Genomic DNA, 15,326 nt, shown 5'->3' on the forward strand with positions numbered 1-15,326 from the left:
GTGCCTCCTCGTCGCGTGCGCCACTCCCGGCATCCAGATTACGGATGCGCCGGGCCGGGCGTCCCTGCCGCGCCCCGACCGAGGCGCGACCCGGGGCGGATACGGCAGGATCGACCACCGTGACGGAACGGCGCACCGGTGCATCGCTCGCCCGCCTGGGCCTCACCGAGGCATGGGCCGAGGCGACGCTGATCGAGCTCGGTTGGTGGGCCCGCGACAAACCGGTCGACGACGCGGCGCCGATCATGTGGGCGCTGGCCCGCAGCCCCGATCCGGACCTGGCGTTGCGCTCGGTCGAACGGCTGGCCCAGGCAGCACCGGACTGGCGGGACCTGGACGCGGCGCTGCGCACGGACGAGGGCCTGCGCGGCCGGCTGTTCGCCCTGCTGGGCAGCTCGACCGCCCTCGGCGACCACCTCATCACCAACCCCGAGCAGTGGCACCAGCTGACCGACGGCCCGGACCGCAGCAACCCCCCGCCCGACCTGGCCCGCCGGACCGCGAACCTGATGCGGGCCGTCGGCGCCGACCCCGACGCCCCGCCCGCGGGCTCTCCCGGCGGGGCCCGGGCCGCCCTCACCGGCGGCGAAGCCGTCACCGCCCTGCGCACGGCCTACCGCAACGAGGTGCTCGGGCTCGCCGCCGCCGACCTCGCCGCGGTGGGAGAACCGTCGCTGCCGGTGATGGAGCTCGACGACGTCGCGGCCCAACTCGCCGACCTCGCGACCGCGGCACTGCGCGCGGCGCTCGCCGTGGCGGTCGCCGAGGTCGACCCGGAGGGCGAGGCGGCCGACGCGCGGCTCGCAGTGATCGCGATGGGCAAGACCGGTGGGCACGAGCTGAACTACGTCAGCGACGTCGACGTCATCTTCGTCGCCGAACCCGCCGACGCCACCGCCACGAAGCTGGCCGGCCGGATGATGCGCATCGCGGGCGAAGCGTGCTTCGAGATCGATGCCAACCTGCGTCCGGAGGGCCGGCAGGGCGCGCTGGTCCGGACCCTGGATGCGCACCTGTCGTACTACAAGCGGTGGGCCAAGACCTGGGAGTTCCAGGCGTTGCTCAAGGCGCGGCCGGCGGCCGGCGACCCGGACCTGGGCCGGGCGTACGCCGACGCCGTCGCCCCGCTGGTGTGGAACGCCGCGGACCGCGAGGACTTCGTGGCCGACGTGCAGGCGATGCGCCGCCGGGTCGAGGACCACGTGCGGCCCGAGATCGCCGAGCGGGAGCTCAAACTCGGCCGCGGCGGGCTGCGCGACGTCGAGTTCGCGGTGCAACTGCTGCAACTGGTGCACGGGCGGACCGACGAGGCCCTGCGCTCGCCGTCCACACTGGAGGCGCTGGCTGCGCTCGCGGACCGCGGGTACGTGGCCCGGGAGGACGGCGCGAACCTGGCCGCGTCCTACCGGTTCCTGCGGCTGCTCGAACACCGGCTGCAGCTGCAGCGGATGCGCCGCACCCACCTGCTCCCGGCCGAGGACGACACCGACGCGCTGCGCTGGCTGGCCCGGGCCGCCCGGCTGCGCTCCGACGGGCGCCGCGACGTGGTCGGCGTGCTGCTCGCGGAGTGGGGCCGCAACGCCCGGCGGGTGCGCCGGCTGCACGAGAAGCTGTTCTACCGGCCGCTGCTGTCCGCGGTCTCCCGGCTGCCCGCGGACGCCGCCCGGCTCTCGGAGTCGGCGGCGAAGGCCCGGCTGGGGGCACTGGGCTGGGCCTCGCCCGAGGGCGCGCTCAACCACCTGAGGGCGTTGACCGGCGGGGTGTCGCGGGCGGCGGCGATCCAGCAGACGCTGCTGCCGGTGCTGCTCGACGAGCTCGCGAACAGCCCCGATCCGGACCGCGGCCTGCTGGCCTACCGCCGGGTGTCCGAGGCGCTGGCGAACACGCCGTGGTACCTGCGGTTGCTGCGCGACGAGGGCGCGGTGGCCCAGCGGCTGATGCGGCTGCTGGGCACCTCCGCGCTGGTCCCGGACCTGCTGGTGCGCGCCCCTGAGGTGCTCCGGATGCTGGCCTCGCCGGTCGCCGGTCAGGCCGACGAACTGACCAGGGACCCGGCCGAGGTGGCCGCGTCGTTGCGCACGACGGTGGCCCGCCAGTCCGATCTGGCCGGTGCCGCCGCCAGCGCGCGCTCGCTGCGGCGCCATGAACTGCTCCGGGTGGCCTGCGCGGATCTGCTCGGGCTGCTCCCGGTCGAGCGGGTGTGCGAGGCGCTGAGCTCGGTGTGGGTCGCGGTGCTGCAGGCCACCCTGGAGCGGGCCGAGAAGTCCCTCGCCACCGGCGGCCCCCCGCCCGCCCGGATCGCCGTGATCGGGATGGGTCGCCTCGGCGGGGCCGAGTTGGGCTACGGCAGCGACGCCGACGTGCTGTTCGTCTGCGAGCCGGCGGGGGATGCGAGCGACACCGAGGCCGTCAAGTACGCGACCATGGTCGCGGAGACCGTCCGTCGCCAGCTCGGTACCCCGAGCCCCGACCCCGCCCTGGTGGTCGACGCCGACCTGCGCCCCGAGGGGCGCTCGGGGGCGTTGGTCCGCACCTTGGGCTCCTACCGGGAGTACTACGCACGGTGGGCCGAGGTGTGGGAGGCCCAGGCCCTGCTGCGGGCCCGGCCGGTGGCCGGGGACGCCGACCTGGGCCGCCGGTTCATCGAGATGGTGGACCCGATCCGGTACCCCGCCGACGGGCTGAGCCCGGCCGCGGTGACCGAGATCCGGCGGATCAAGGCCCGGGTCGACGCCGAGCGGCTGCCCCGGGGAGCGGACCGCAGTACGCACACGAAGCTGGGCCACGGCGGGCTCGCCGACGTCGAGTGGACCGTGCAACTGCTGCAGCTCCAGCACGCCGGGGACAATCCCGAGCTGCGCACCACCTCGACGCTGGAGGGGCTGCGCGAAGCGGCCGAGGCCGGCCTGCTCAGCGCCGAAGACGCCTCCGAGTTGGCCGCCGGCTGGTCCATGGCGACCCGGGCGCGCAACGCGGTGATGCTGGTCAAGGGCAAGCCGGGGGACCAGCTGCCGCGCTCGGGTCGGGACCTGGCTGCGGTGGCGAGCGCGCTGGGCTATCCGGCCGGCGACGACCCGGGCATCTTCCTCGACGAGTACCGGCGCACCACCCGCCGCGCCCGGGCGGTCGTTGAGCGGGTCTTCTACGGCTGGTGACCCCGTGAGTGGACCGGGGTGCCGGAGCGCCCCGGACCACCCACGAGCGCCCGGCGCAGGTGATCAGTCGCAGCCACCGGCCCTCGCTGTCTCGGCGGACCGGTGGGTCCTGTCGCGGCGACACGGGCGAAGGCATGGTCGACGGCACGGCGCAGTTCGTGCACCAGCAGCCGGTAGGCCAGCCGTGGCCGGACCTGTCGCCGGACGGGCGCTGCGGGGTTAGCGTCGACCGGTGCCGACGACCGCCGCCACGCTCACCTTCCTGCTCGGTTCTGTGGCGTTCATCCTGGTGCCGGGGCCGAGCGTCTTGTTCATCGTCGGGCGGGCACTCGCGCACGGCCGCCGGGCGGCCCTGGCCAGCGTCGCCGGGAACTGCGCCGGGGTGTCCGTGCTGATCGTCGCGGTCGCGTTCGGTGCGGGGGAGGTCGCGGAGCGGTCCGTCGCCGCGTTCACGGTGCTCAAGCTCGTCGGCGCCGCGTACCTCTGTTACCTGGGCATTCACACCTTCCGCACCCGCGGTGACCTCGCCGCGGCGCTGGGGGCCGCCCCCGGTCCGGCGGCCGACCGGCGTGTCTTCGCCCAGGGGGTGCTGGTCGGCGTGACGAACCCGAAGGCGGTGGTGCTGTTCGCTGCCGTGCTGCCGCAGTTCGCCGACCCGGCGGTGGGCAACCCGGCGACCCAGATGCTCGTGCTCGGGCTGCTGTTCGTGCTGACCGCGTCGGTCCTGGACAGCGTGTGGGGCCTGGCCGCCGGCACCGCCCGGAACTGGTTCGCGACCTCGCCGCAGCGGCTGCGCCGCCTCGGCGGCGCCGGCGGGCTGATGATGATCGTGATGGGTGCCGGGCTCGCGGTGAGCGGGCGCCGGGACTGACGCCGAGGTCGCTCGGTGCGGACCGATCGGTGACCGGAGCGCTCAGCCGCCGCCGGCGGCCCCGGTGTCGACGGCCCCGGCATGGGTCGGCGCGGCGGCGGTGGTCCGGGCGCGGGACAGCCGCCGTTCGACGTACTCGGCCAGCTTGCCCAGCGAGTAGTTGATGGCGATGAAGATGATCGCGACGATGATGTAGGTCTGGATCGGGTTGCGGAGCGTCTGGATGATGATGTTCGCCGTTCGGACGAACTCCTCGTAGCTGATGATGAAGCCGAGCGAGGTGTCCTTCACGATCACGACGAGCTGGCTGATGAGGGCCGGCAACATCACGCGGAAGGCCTGCGGCAGCAGGATCGTGCTCAGCACCTGACCCCGGGTGAGCCCCAGCGAGTAGCCGGCCTCGGACTGTCCCCGCGGCAGCGACGCGATGCCGGCGCGGATGATCTCCGCGATGATCACCGAGTTGTAGGCCGTGAGCCCGATGACGAGGTACCACAGGATCGGCAGCGAGATTCCCACCTCGGGGAGCACCCGGGCCGCGAAGAAGATCGCGATCACCACGGGGACGCCACGGAGGAGTTCGATCACGCCGACGACCAGCCAGCGGTAGGAACGCGAGGCGGTCACCCTGGTCACCGCGAAGATCGTCCCGATGACGAGGGAGAACACCAGCGTGAGCCCGGCGGCCGTCAGCGTGGCTACGAGGGCCTGCCCCAGCAGGTTCCACACCGCGGCGAAGCTGGGATCGAACGGGTTGACCAGCGGTCCCCACTTCTCGCCGGAGAACTGGCCCTGTTCGGCCAACCGCAGCACGACGAGCACGATCACGACCGCGACGATGACCGCGGCGACCAGGCTGGAGATCAGGGTGCGGCGCCGGGCCTGGGGGCCAGGGATGTCGTAGAGGACGCTACTGCTCATCGCTCGACCTCGCTCCGCTCGGCCGGCCGCTTCGCGGGGGCGCTGTGCCGGGTGATGTGCCCGCTGTGCCCGCTCATCGCGCCACCGCCAGCTTGCGCTCGAGCCGGGCGAGGACGATGCCTGCGGGGATGGTCAGGATGAGGTAGCCGAGCAGGACCCCGGTGAGCACGCCCGCGGCCGCGTAGCCCTGGGCGGAGGTGAGTTGGACGCCCACCGCGAACAGGTCGCCGCCGACGCCGAACGCCCCGACGATGGCCGAGTTCTTGATCATCGCGATGATCACGCTGCCGAGCGGGGGCACCACCGTGCGGAACGCCTGCGGGAGCACGATCAGCGACAGCGACTGGGAGAACGTCAGTCCCATCGCGCGCGCGGCCTCGGCCTGCCCGGCGGACACCGAGTTGATGCCGCTGCGGACGGCCTCGCAGACGAACGCCGCGGTGTAGAGGGTCAGGCCGGCCACGCCGAACCAGAAGTACGAGCCGTTGATGCCCAGCTCGGGCAGCCCGAACGCGACGGCGAACAGGACGACCGCGAGCGGGGTGTTCCGGAACACCGTCACCCACGCGGCACCGACCGCGCGCAGGGGAGGCACCGGCGAGACGCGGAACGCGGCCAGGATCGTCCCCAGTATCAGCGAACCGACCGCGGCGAGGATGCAGATCCGCACGGTCTGCAGGAAGCCCTGCACATACAGTGGGAACTGCTCGACGATGACTCCCACGGCACCCCTTCCAGGCGAACGGCCGAAGGGGGAGCGGCCTCCGCGGAGTCGTCCGCGGAGCCGCTCCCCCCGGCGGCGACGGTGGTCAGCTACAGGCGTCGGCGGGCGGCAGCGACGGCGCCTGCGGCGAGACCTTGCCGGCGGTGTTCTTCCACGCCGCCTCGTAGGAGCCGTCGGCCGCGGCCTCCTGGAGCGTGGTGTTGATGAACTCGCAGAACTTCACGTCACCCTTGGGGATGCCGATGCCGTAGGGCTCCTGGGTGAACTGCTGGCCGACGAGCTTGAAAGCACCCTGGCTGGAGTCGACCAGGCCGAGCAGGATGACGTTGTCGGTGGTGACGGCCTGGACCTGGCCGGTGCGGAGGGCGTCGGCGCACTTGGAGTACACGTCGAACAGCACGAGGTTCGCCGGGTCGATGTACTCCTTGATCTTCTCCGAGGGCGTCGAGCCGGCGACGGAGCAGACCTTCGCGTTGGCCGCACGCAGGGACTCCGGGCCCGTGATGGTCGTGTCGTCCTTGGCGACCATCAGGTCCTGGCCGGCGATGTAGTACGGGCCGGCGAAGCTGATCCGTTCCTTGCGCTTGGCATTGATCGTGTAGGTGGCGACGACCATGTCGACACGGCCCTGCTCGATGACCTCCTCGCGGACGGCCGACGGCGCCTCCGTGTAGGTGATCTTGTCGGCGGGGATGCCCAGCTTGGCCCCGATGATCTTCGCGATCTCCACGTCGAAGCCCGCGGGGTTGCCGTCGAGGCCCTTGAGGCCGAACAGCGGCTGGTCGAACTTCGTGCCCACTCGCAGCGCCTGCGCTTTGTTGAGCTTGTCCATCGTGGTCCCGGCCTCGAACGAGACGTTCTCGGCGGCCGGCGGAGCACCGCCCGTGGAGCCCAGTGACGAGGACTGGTTCCCGCACGCTGTCGCGGTGAGCACCAGCGCCGCCGCTACTGCGGCGACCTTGGTGAGGTGGGAAAGGCGCATGGGGGTGCGTGTCCTTTCGTGCTGGCCCAGGACGCGGGATGCGTCATGGAGGTGATCGACCCGGTCGGTGCGGGAAGTCAGTGGGTCAGGATCTTGCCGAGGAAGTCCTTGGCGCGATCCGAGGTCGGGTTGGAGAAGAAGTCGTCAGGGGTGGAGTCCTCGACGATCTCGCCGTCGGACATGAAGATCACCCGGTTCGCCGCGCGGCGGGCGAAGCCCATCTCGTGGGTCACGACGAGCATGGTCATGCCCTCCTTTGCCAGCCCGGTCATGACGTCGAGAACCTCGTTGACCATCTCCGGGTCGAGCGCCGAGGTGGGCTCGTCGAAGAGCATGACCTTGGGACGCATGGCGAGCGCCCGCGCGATCGCGGCGCGCTGCTGCTGGCCGCCGGAGAGCTGCGCGGGGTACTTGTCGCGCTGGTTGGCGATGCCGACCCGCTCGAGCAGTTCCAGGGCGCGCTTCTCGGCGTCGGCCTTGCCGGTCCTGCGGACCTTGATGGGCGCGAGCGTGACGTTCTCGAGGATCGTCTTGTGTGCGAAGAGGTTGAAGCTCTGGAACACCATGCCGACGTCGGCCCGCAGCTTCGCGAGGTCCTTGCCCTCGGCGGGCAGGGCCTTGCCGTCGACCTCGATGACCCCGTTGTCGACCGGCTCCAGCCGGTTGATGGTGCGGCAGAGGGTGGACTTGCCGGAGCCCGACGGCCCGAGGACCACGACCACCTGACCGGGCGCGACCTCCAGGTCGATGTCGCGCAGCACGTGCAGTTCACCGAAGTGCTTGTCGACCCCGGCCATTCGGATCATGGGCGTGCCGGTGCCGCCACTGTCACTGGTCATGGGAACCTCCGTGCATGGCGGGACGCTAGGGCGAATCGGACACCACAGTCCAGCACCTTGAGTAAGCCATAGGGTTTCCTTCCGATAACGCTGGGGGTCTGCGGAAGGCGGACGGGTGCACATCCTGCTCGTAGAGGACGATGACCGCATCGCGGCGGCGCTGCGCCCCGCACTGCACCGGCACGGGATGACCACCACCCGGCTCGCCCGGGGCCGGGGCGCGGTCGACCACCTGGCGGACGTCGACGTCGTGCTCCTCGATCTCGGCCTGCCCGACATCGACGGCGTGGACGTGTGCCGGGCGATCCGTGCGGTCAGCGAGGTGCCCGTGATCGTCGTGTCGGCGCGTGGGGAGATCGATGACCGCATCCTCGGCCTGCACTCCGGTGCCGACGACTACCTCGTCAAGCCCTACGACATCGGAGAGCTGGTCGCCCGGGTGCACCGGCGGCGCCGCGGACCGGCCGCGTCGCCGGTGGGGGAGGTGGTCGTCGTCGACGAGGTCAGCGTCGACCTGAACCGGCACGCCGTCACGGTGGCGGGCCGGGAGGTCACGTTGACCCGCAAGGAGTTCCAGGTGCTCGCTCTGCTGGCGAGCGCGGGTGGAGCGGTGTGTACCCGCAGCCGGATCGTGGCCGAGGTGTGGGGGCGCAGCTGGCCCGGCGCGAACCGGACGCTGGACGTGCACGTGGCGACCCTGCGCACGAAGCTGGGCCGCCCGGACCTGGTGCAGACCGTGCGCGGGGTGGGGTACCGGCTGGGGCAGCCCGGCGGCAGCGACCCCGGCGCGGGTTCCGGCGCCCCGGCCCCCCGGTAGCGCGCGGTGCGGGCCCGGCTGCTGGTCATCGCGCTGTTCCTCGTCGGGCTGCTCGCGGTCGGGCTGGGGGTGCCGCTCGCGCTGGCCGACGCCCGGAGCGCCCAGCAGGAGCTGTTCACCGACCGGCTGACGGACACGATCTTCTTCGCCTCGATCGCGCAGCGGCCGATCACCGAGGCCAGCCCCACCGGCCTCGCGGGCGAGCTCGCCCGCTACGAGGAGGTCTACGGCGTGGCGGTGACCGTGCTCGGCCGTGCCGGGCAGCTGATCGCCTCGTCGCGGGACGTCCCGCCGGAGCTCGACGACGACGGCCAGGAGCGGGTGCGGCTCGCGCTGGCGAACCGCCGGTCCGAGCCCTACCCGCTGCTCATGCCGTGGGACCCGCGACCGGTGGTGCTCGCCGAGCCGGTGCTGGTGGACGGCGAGGTGCACGGTGCCGCGGTCACGGTGTCCCCGACCGACGAGCTGCGGGCCGACGAGCTGCGGGTGTGGTCGACCGTGGCGGCGGCCGCGCTGCTCGCGCTCGCGCTCGGCGTCGTGGTCGCGCTGCCCGTGGTCCGCTGGATCCTGCGCCCGGTGCGCCGCCTCGACGAGGGCACCGGCCGGGTGGCTGCGGCGGTGCTGGCCGGGGGAGCGGCCGCCCCGGTGTCCGACGGCAGCGGGCCGCCCGAGCTGCGCCGGCTCTCGGCCTCGTTCGACCGGATGGCGGACACCGTCACCCAGACCCTGGCCGCGCAGCGGGCTTTCGTCGCCGACGCCAGTCATCAGCTGCGCAACCCGCTGACGGCGCTGCGCCTGCGCCTGTCCAACCTGGACGGGCACGTCGACGCGGCCGCGGCGGAGGACCATCTGGCGGCGCTCGAGGAGGCGGAGCGGCTCTCCGCCGTGCTCGACGGCCTGCTCGCGCTCGCCCGGGCGGAGCGGGCGACCGGCAGCGGGACCGTCGACGTCGACGCCGCGGTGGACGACCGGTTGGAGGCGTGGCGGCCGCTGGCCGAGCACATGGGGCTACGCCTGATCCGCGAGGGCGCCCGCGGGCTGAAGGCCTCCGCGACCGACGGCGGGATCGAGACGATGCTCGATGCGGTCCTGGACAACGCGGTCAAGTTCACCCCCGCGGGCGGCTCGATCACGGTCGCCGCCCGGCCCTGGCCGGACCGGGTCGAGATCTCCGTGCGCGACACCGGGCCCGGGATGGCTCCCGAGGAGTTGGAGCGGGCCACCGACCGGTTCTGGCGGGCCCCGGACCAGAGCAATGTGGAGGGGTCGGGGCTGGGCCTGGCCATCGCGGCACGGACCGCGGAGCTCGCGGCCGGTGCACTGCGCCTCGAACTGCCGACCGGCGGCGGGCTGCGGGTCGTCGTGTGGCTGCCGGTGCCCGCCCCGCCCACGCCCGAGCACCTCTCGTGAACGCAGGTGGCCGGGGCCGGTAGGGGAGCGGCCCGGTAACGGCAGCCGGCGATCTCGCGCTACGAGCGTGGTCGTTGTGATCGTCGATGTTCACGAACGAGGGACGAGATGCCCGCGCACCCGCGGGCGGCGGTCCGGTGGCCCCGCCGTCCGGGGAGGAGCGATCGACGTGCGGCCCGGGTCAGGCGATCGCGTGGGCGGCGGTCGCCCGCCGGCGGGTCCCGGCGAGCACCGCCGCCGCCCCGGCCGCGACGCCGGCGACGAGCAGCCCGGCGGCGGCGAGGGTCGTGGTGTCGGGGGCGAGCAGCGGCTGCCCGCGCAACGCCTGCCAGGTCAGCAGCAGCGTCGTTGCGGTGTAGCCGGCGGCGGCCACCCCGATCAGCCCGGTCCGGGCGCCGTCGTCGAGCAGCCGGCGCGGGACGGCGGTCAGCGCGGCGGCGAGCAGCGGCAGCACCTGCAGGGCGTGCATGCCGACGAAGTGCCCGATCCGCAGGTCGCCGCCCAGGCTGCTCCAGCCCACGAACGCCAGCCCGGGGGAGTCCTCCAGGGCACCCACGACATGCCCGCCCGCGCCGACGATCATGAAGCCCACCGCCATGCCGAGCAGCGACACCGCGATGCCCGACCGGACGGCCCGGGCCGTCACCGGATCCGGCCCCGGTCGGCGCAGGAAGCGCAGCGCGATGCTCAGCGTCGCGAGCCAGAGCACCACGATCGTCGCGCCCATCAGGGCGAACAGCGCGATGTCGAACGCGGTGGAGTCGTTGAAATGGCTGCGCACGCCGCGCGCCGCCTGCCCCACGATGATCACCATCTCGACCGCGGCCGCCACGCTGATCACCCAGCCGCTGCGCTGCGCGGAGCGGCCGGGCAGGTCCATGCGGGCCAGCATCCAGGACAGTGCCGCGGCGTAGAGGGAGATCGACAGCGCGAACTTGAGCGGCTTGAGCCAGACCGGCGCGCCCATCACGACCCGGCCGTCCAGTGGCAGCAGCACGGCCAGGACGGCGGCCAGGCCGGCCATCGCGACCGCGAGGGCGAAGAGGCCGGGGTGGCCGCGTCGAGCGTCGGCCAGAACGGAGCGGATCGGCATGGCGACTCCTCGGACACGCATCTGAAACGCTGTTACTGTAACAGTGTTTCAGTGTCGCTCGTCAAGGGGTCAGATGGACTTCGTGGACCGGTAGAACCTCGCGGCGCCGGGGTGCAGTGAGACCGGCTGGGTGCCGATCGCCGCCCTCGAGTCGATGGTCAACGCAGCAGCGCTCGCGGCCGCCAGCCGGGGTCGCTCCACGAACAGGGCACTGACCAGGGCATCCGCCACATCGTCCGGCATCACGGCGGGGACCAGCAGGAAGTTGCGCACCAGCAGCGTGGCCACCGGCGTCGCGATGCCGTAACTGGCGGCCGGCACCGTGCCCGAGGAGTAGACGGGGTGTCTCGCGCGCATCGCCGGCAGGACGTCCTCGAGGTCGAGCAGCCGGATCGGGAGCGTCGCGGCGAGCTCGCTCACCCCGGCCGTCGGCAGGCCTCCCGACCAGAAGAACGCGTCGATGCTGCCCTCGCGCATCGCGGCCACCGACTCGTTGATGCCCAGCTGGGCGGGCCGCAGATCGCGTTCCGGGACGAGCCCGGCCACCATGAGCAGCCGCTGCGCGATCACGGTGACCCCGGAGTCGGGTGCGCCGACCGACACCCGGGCGCCGCGCAGGTCGGCCAGCCGCGCGAACGGGGCGTCGCCCCGGACCACCACGTGCACCGCGTCGTCGTAGATCCGGGCCAGCGCCCGCAACGAGCGCGGGTCGTCCGGCGCGGTCGTGGAGAGCTGGTCGGCCGCTGTGTCGACCTGGCTGAAGGCGACGTCGGCCTGCCCACCCGCGAGCAGCGCCAGGTTCTGCACCGATCCCGCGGTCGGGAGTACCTGTGGGCGGGTGACCAGTTCGAGGTGCTGTTGCCAGGCGTCGGCGAGCGCCCCGCCCAACGCGTAGTAGACCCCCTGGGTACCGCCGGTCGCGACGCTGAGGCGGAGGTCGGTGAACGGCGAGGAGCAGCCGGACAGGGTCCCGGCGAGGCCCGCCGCCAGCCCGGCGGCGCCGAGCGCGCGCAGTGCCTGCCGCCTGCTCAGCCCCCGCCGCATGCGCGCATCCTGCCGCGCCGCCCGCGCGCGGTCGAGCCGGCCCGGGAACGAGACCGGTGCGGTCACCGTCGGCCGGACGGCTACCCTCGGATCGTGACCCGCAGTTACGCCATCCGCACCTATGGGTGCCAGATGAACGTGCACGACTCCGAGCGGATGGCCGGCCTGCTCGAGTCGGCCGGATACGAACGGGCGGCGGATCCCGAGGCCGCCGACGTCGTCGTCTTCAACACCTGCGCGGTGCGTGAGAACGCCGACAACAAGCTCTACGGCAACCTCGGGCGGCTGCGTCCGGTGAAGACTGCGCGCCCCGGGATGCAGATCGCGGTGGGCGGGTGCCTCGCGCAGAAGGACCGCGACACGATCGTCAAGAAGGCCCCGTGGGTCGACGTCGTGTTCGGCACCCACAACGTGCACGCGCTGCCGACCCTGCTCGAACGGGCCCGGCACAACGAGACCGCCGAGGTCGAGATCCTCGAGTCGCTCGAGGTGTTCCCGTCGACCCTCCCGGCCCGGAGGGAGTCGGCCTACGCCGGCTGGGTGTCGATCTCGGTCGGCTGCAACAACACCTGCACGTTCTGCATCGTCCCGTCCCTGCGCGGCAAGGAGAAGGACCGCCGCCCCGGCGACGTGCTCGCCGAGGTCTCCGCCCTGGCTGCCGACGGCGTGCTCGAGGTGACCCTGCTCGGGCAGAACGTCAACTCCTACGGCGCCGAGTTCGGTGACCGCGGCGCGTTCGCCAAACTGCTGCGCGCGTGCGGGGAGGTCGACGGACTCGAGCGGCTGCGGTTCACCTCGCCGCACCCGCGCGACTTCACCTCCGACGTCATCGCCGCCATGGCGGAGACGCCGGTGGTCTGCCCGCAGCTGCACATGCCGCTGCAGTCCGGCTCGGACGCGGTGCTCAAGGCGATGCGCCGGTCCTACCGGTCGGCCCGCTTCCTCGCGATCCTCGACGAGGTCCGGGAGTCCATCCCCGACGCCGCGATCAGCACCGACATCATCGTCGGGTTCCCGGGGGAGACCGAGGAGGACTTCCAGGCCACCCTCGACGTCGTCCGCCGGGCCCGGTTCGCGCAGGCCTTCACCTTCCAGTACTCGCCCCGCCCGGGGACCCCGGCCGCGTCGATGCCCGACCAGCTGCCCAAGGCGGTGGTCCAGGAACGCTACGACCGGCTGATCGAGTTGCAGGAACAGATCTCCTGGGAGCAGAACCGGGCGTTGGTCGGCCGGGAGGTCGAGGTGCTCGTCTCCACCGGTGAGGGGCGCAAGGACACCGCCACCCGGCGGATGAGCGGCCGGGCCCGCGACGGCAGGCTGGTGCACTTCTCCCCGGGCGAGGACAGTGAGGGCGCGGGAAACCCGGTACGGCCGGGGGACCTCGTCGTCGTGACGATCGGCTACGGCGCACCGCACCACCTCGTCGCCGACGGCGGGCTGGTCGCCCACCGGCGGACCCGGGCCGGGGACGCGTACGAGGCCGGTACCCGCCCCGGCGGCGCACCCACCGGCCTCGGACTGCCGGGGTTCGGGGCGCCGCCACCGGTTGCGGCCGACGCCGGGTGCTCGGTGGCTCCGGCCGCCGCGGTCGTGATGGAAGGTGTGCGATGAGCGAATCCCAGACCCCCGACGAGCTGAGCCGGCTCGACGCCGAGCTCGCCGGCATCGCCCGCCGCGTCGAGCGGCGAATCGATCCGGGCGTGACGGCGATGGTCGTCTCGGTCGCGGTGCTGGTGCTGATCGGGGCGATGATGTTGTCCTGGACCGGGTCCGCGCGAGGCTGGGAGATCCTCGTCGGTGCCGTGGAGCTGGGGCTGCTGCCCCAGCTGTTCACCGTCACCGCAGTCGGCTTCGGCGTGGTCGGTTCCGCCCTCGCGCTCGTCACCCGGCGCTGGGGCGTGGCCTGGTTGTGCGCGGTCGGCTGCGGGATCTCGGTGGTCAACGGCGTCTGGGCGATCTGGTCGCGGCAGATCGGAGTACCCGAGGGTGCATCCGGCCCGGGCCCGGGGCTGATCCTGGCCGTGTTCGCGGTGCTGACACTGGCGGTGTCCTGGGCGCGGATCGCGCTGCACCGGTGAGGCGGGCGGCCGCTCGCCGGAGCGGACCGCTCAGGGTCGTCGCCGGGACGGCCCCGAGCGAAGGATGCCGTGGATGACGATCGGCTAACGCCCCTGGACGGCCTGCTCGGCGGTCGTCAGCCACTCGCGCCACTGGTCGGCCTGGCCCTGGGCCTGCTCGGCGCGACGGATGTCGCCGGCCGCGCGGGCCTTCTCCGCCTGGGCCTCGAACTGGGCCACCCGGTCGCGGAACTGCGCGACCCGGGCCTCGGCCTCCGGGTCGGTGCGGCGCCACTGGCGGTCGGCCGCCTCGCGGACCTTCTCCTCGACCGCGCGCAGCCGGGCCTCCAGCGGACGGACGTCGTCGCGCGGGACCTTGCCGATCTCCTCCCAGCGCTCCTGGATGCTGCGAAGTGCCGCTCGGGCGGCGTCCGGGTCGGCCACGTCGATCTTCTCGGCCTCGTTGAGCAGCGCCTTCTTGGCCTCGGCGTTGGCGACGAACTCGGCGTCGCGCTCGGCGAAGGTCTCCGCACGCCGGGCGAAGAACGCGTCCTGCGCGGTCCGGAAGCGCTGCCACAGCGCGTCGTCGGCGTCCTTCTGCGCGCGGCCGGCGGCCTTCCACTCGGCCATCAGGTCGCGGTAGCGCGCGGCGGCGGGGCCCCAGTCCGTGGAGTCGGCCAGCGCCTCCGCCTCCAGTACCAGTTCCTCCTTGCGGGCCTTCGCCCCGGCGCGCTGGCGGTCGAGGTCGGCGAAGTGCGAGCCGCGGCGACGGTTGAACGCCTCGCGGGCCTTGGAGAAGCGCTTCCACAGCGCCTCGTCGGTCTTGCGGTCGATCCCACGGATCGTCCGCCACTCGTCGAGGATCGCCTTGAACCGGTCGCCGGCCTGCTTCCACTGGGTGGCCTCGGCGGCGAGCTGCTCGGCCTCGTCGGCCAGGGCCTCCTTGCGCGCCACCGCGGCGGCGCGCTGCGCGTCGCGGGCCGAGCGGGCGGCACCGACCGACACCTCGGCCTGGGCGACCAGCTCGTCCAGTCGGCGCCGCAGTCCGTCGACGTCGCCGACCACGGCGGCATCGGCCAGCCCGTCGCGCAGGGTGCGCGCGCTGGTCAGGGCGTGCTTCGGGTCGCCGCCGCCGGCTGTGAGGCGGGCGGCCAGCAGTTCGACCTCGGTCAGCAGGTCGTCGAAGCGGCGGGCGAAGTGTGCGAGGCCCTCCTCCGGCGCCCCGGCCTGCCAGGACCCGACGACCCGCTCGCCGTCGGCGGTGCGCAGGTAGATCGTGCCCTCGGCGTCGACGCGGCCCCAGCGCGCGGGGTCGGCGCTCGCGGCGGCGACGGGCGAGGCCCCCGCCGCGGGGGGCGCCGTGGCGGGCGCGGGCGCCGGGCCGGGGGCGGGGCGCGACGCTGAGCCCGCGGG

13 protein-coding genes are annotated in these 15,326 nt (G+C 73.3%); 6 read left to right on the forward strand and 7 right to left on the reverse strand.

From position 1 onward, the window contains the following. The first annotated feature begins 119 nt into the window (after window positions 1-119). Window positions 120-3,155 (forward strand): bifunctional [glutamine synthetase] adenylyltransferase/[glutamine synthetase]-adenylyl-L-tyrosine phosphorylase, encoded by a 3,036-nt coding sequence (locus tag HF519_RS01790; RefSeq protein WP_312859840.1) that lies wholly within the window; start codon window positions 120-122, stop codon window positions 3,153-3,155. Window positions 3,156-3,387: 232 nt separating this feature from the next. Next, complete coding sequence (locus tag HF519_RS01795; RefSeq protein ID WP_169409840.1) at window positions 3,388-4,026, forward strand: LysE family translocator; 639 nt, start codon at window positions 3,388-3,390, stop codon at window positions 4,024-4,026. A gap of 42 nt (window positions 4,027-4,068) precedes the next feature. Here HF519_RS01795 and HF519_RS01800 read toward each other — a convergent pair whose 3' ends face one another. The 4 genes from HF519_RS01800 to HF519_RS01815 form a co-directional block, all read right to left on the reverse strand. After that, a complete protein-coding gene (locus tag HF519_RS01800; RefSeq protein WP_169409841.1) occupies window positions 4,069-4,947 on the reverse strand; it encodes an amino acid ABC transporter permease in 879 nt (292 codons plus the stop codon). A 73-nt stretch (window positions 4,948-5,020) separates the two neighbouring features. Continuing rightward, window positions 5,021-5,671, reverse strand: a complete 651-nt coding sequence (locus tag HF519_RS01805) for an amino acid ABC transporter permease (RefSeq protein WP_169409842.1) — start codon at window positions 5,669-5,671, stop codon at window positions 5,021-5,023. A gap of 85 nt (window positions 5,672-5,756) precedes the next feature. After that, entirely contained in the window at window positions 5,757-6,653 is an 897-nt protein-coding gene (locus tag HF519_RS01810) for a glutamate ABC transporter substrate-binding protein (protein ID WP_169409843.1), read from the reverse strand. 77 nt (window positions 6,654-6,730) lie between these two features. Then, on the reverse strand, window positions 6,731-7,459 hold the full coding sequence (locus HF519_RS01815) for an amino acid ABC transporter ATP-binding protein (RefSeq protein WP_211169402.1): 729 nt from the start codon (window positions 7,457-7,459) through the stop codon (window positions 6,731-6,733). Between the two features lie 148 nt (window positions 7,460-7,607). On the opposite strand from HF519_RS01815, the gene HF519_RS01820 reads away from it, so the two are divergent. Together HF519_RS01820 and HF519_RS01825 are read left to right on the forward strand one after the other, a co-directional pair. Continuing rightward, on the forward strand, window positions 7,608-8,309 hold the full coding sequence (locus HF519_RS01820) for a response regulator transcription factor (protein WP_169409845.1): 702 nt from the start codon (window positions 7,608-7,610) through the stop codon (window positions 8,307-8,309). A gap of 6 nt (window positions 8,310-8,315) precedes the next feature. Continuing rightward, on the forward strand, window positions 8,316-9,719 hold the full coding sequence (locus HF519_RS01825) for a sensor histidine kinase (protein ID WP_169409846.1): 1,404 nt from the start codon (window positions 8,316-8,318) through the stop codon (window positions 9,717-9,719). Between the two features lie 181 nt (window positions 9,720-9,900). On the opposite strand, the gene HF519_RS01830 is transcribed toward HF519_RS01825, so the two are convergent. Together HF519_RS01830 and HF519_RS01835 are read right to left on the reverse strand one after the other, a co-directional pair. Beyond that, on the reverse strand, window positions 9,901-10,812 hold the full coding sequence (locus HF519_RS01830) for a hypothetical protein (protein ID WP_211169385.1): 912 nt from the start codon (window positions 10,810-10,812) through the stop codon (window positions 9,901-9,903). 69 nt (window positions 10,813-10,881) lie between these two features. Next, the gene (locus tag HF519_RS01835; RefSeq protein WP_169409847.1) at window positions 10,882-11,856 is read right to left on the reverse strand and encodes a TAXI family TRAP transporter solute-binding subunit; all 975 of its coding nucleotides are present in this window, start codon (window positions 11,854-11,856) and stop codon (window positions 10,882-10,884) included. 93 nt (window positions 11,857-11,949) lie between these two features. Here HF519_RS01835 and miaB point away from each other — a divergent pair, with 93 nt between their 5' ends. Together miaB and HF519_RS01845 are read left to right on the forward strand one after the other, a co-directional pair. Continuing rightward, window positions 11,950-13,467 carry a tRNA (N6-isopentenyl adenosine(37)-C2)-methylthiotransferase MiaB gene (gene miaB, locus HF519_RS01840; RefSeq protein ID WP_169409848.1) on the forward strand — a complete coding sequence of 506 codons (1,518 nt, stop codon included), beginning with the start codon at window positions 11,950-11,952 and terminating at the stop codon, window positions 13,465-13,467. Beyond that, window positions 13,464-13,934 (forward strand): Rv2732c family membrane protein, encoded by a 471-nt coding sequence (locus HF519_RS01845; protein ID WP_169409849.1) that lies wholly within the window; start codon window positions 13,464-13,466, stop codon window positions 13,932-13,934. The genes miaB and HF519_RS01845 overlap by 4 nt, the downstream gene beginning before the upstream one ends. Before the next feature lie 84 nt (window positions 13,935-14,018). Here HF519_RS01845 and HF519_RS01850 read toward each other — a convergent pair. After that, the coding region (locus HF519_RS01850; RefSeq protein WP_169409850.1) for a DUF349 domain-containing protein at window positions 14,019-15,326 on the reverse strand (1,308 nt) is incomplete at its 5' end.

The sequence above is a fragment of the Pseudonocardia bannensis genome (genome assembly GCF_012911875.1).
GTDB lineage: Bacteria > Actinomycetota > Actinomycetes > Mycobacteriales > Pseudonocardiaceae > Pseudonocardia > Pseudonocardia bannensis.

Bases quoted from the DNA above. Each gene is read 5' to 3' on its own strand.
- HF519_RS01800 (WP_169409841.1), bottom strand. From the start codon at position 4,947: ATGAGCAGTAGCGTCCTCTACGACATCCCTGGCCCCCAGGCCCGGCGC.
- HF519_RS01810 (WP_169409843.1), bottom strand. From the start codon at position 6,653: ATGCGCCTTTCCCACCTCACCAAGGTCGCCGCAGTAGCGGCGGCGCTG.
- HF519_RS01815 (WP_211169402.1), bottom strand. From the start codon at position 7,459: ATGATCCGAATGGCCGGGGTCGACAAGCACTTCGGTGAACTGCACGTG.
- HF519_RS01830 (WP_211169385.1), bottom strand. From the start codon at position 10,812: ATGCCGATCCGCTCCGTTCTGGCCGACGCTCGACGCGGCCACCCCGGC.
- HF519_RS01835 (WP_169409847.1), bottom strand. From the start codon at position 11,856: ATGCGGCGGGGGCTGAGCAGGCGGCAGGCACTGCGCGCGCTCGGCGCC.
- HF519_RS01845 (WP_169409849.1), top strand. From the start codon at position 13,464: ATGAGCGAATCCCAGACCCCCGACGAGCTGAGCCGGCTCGACGCCGAG.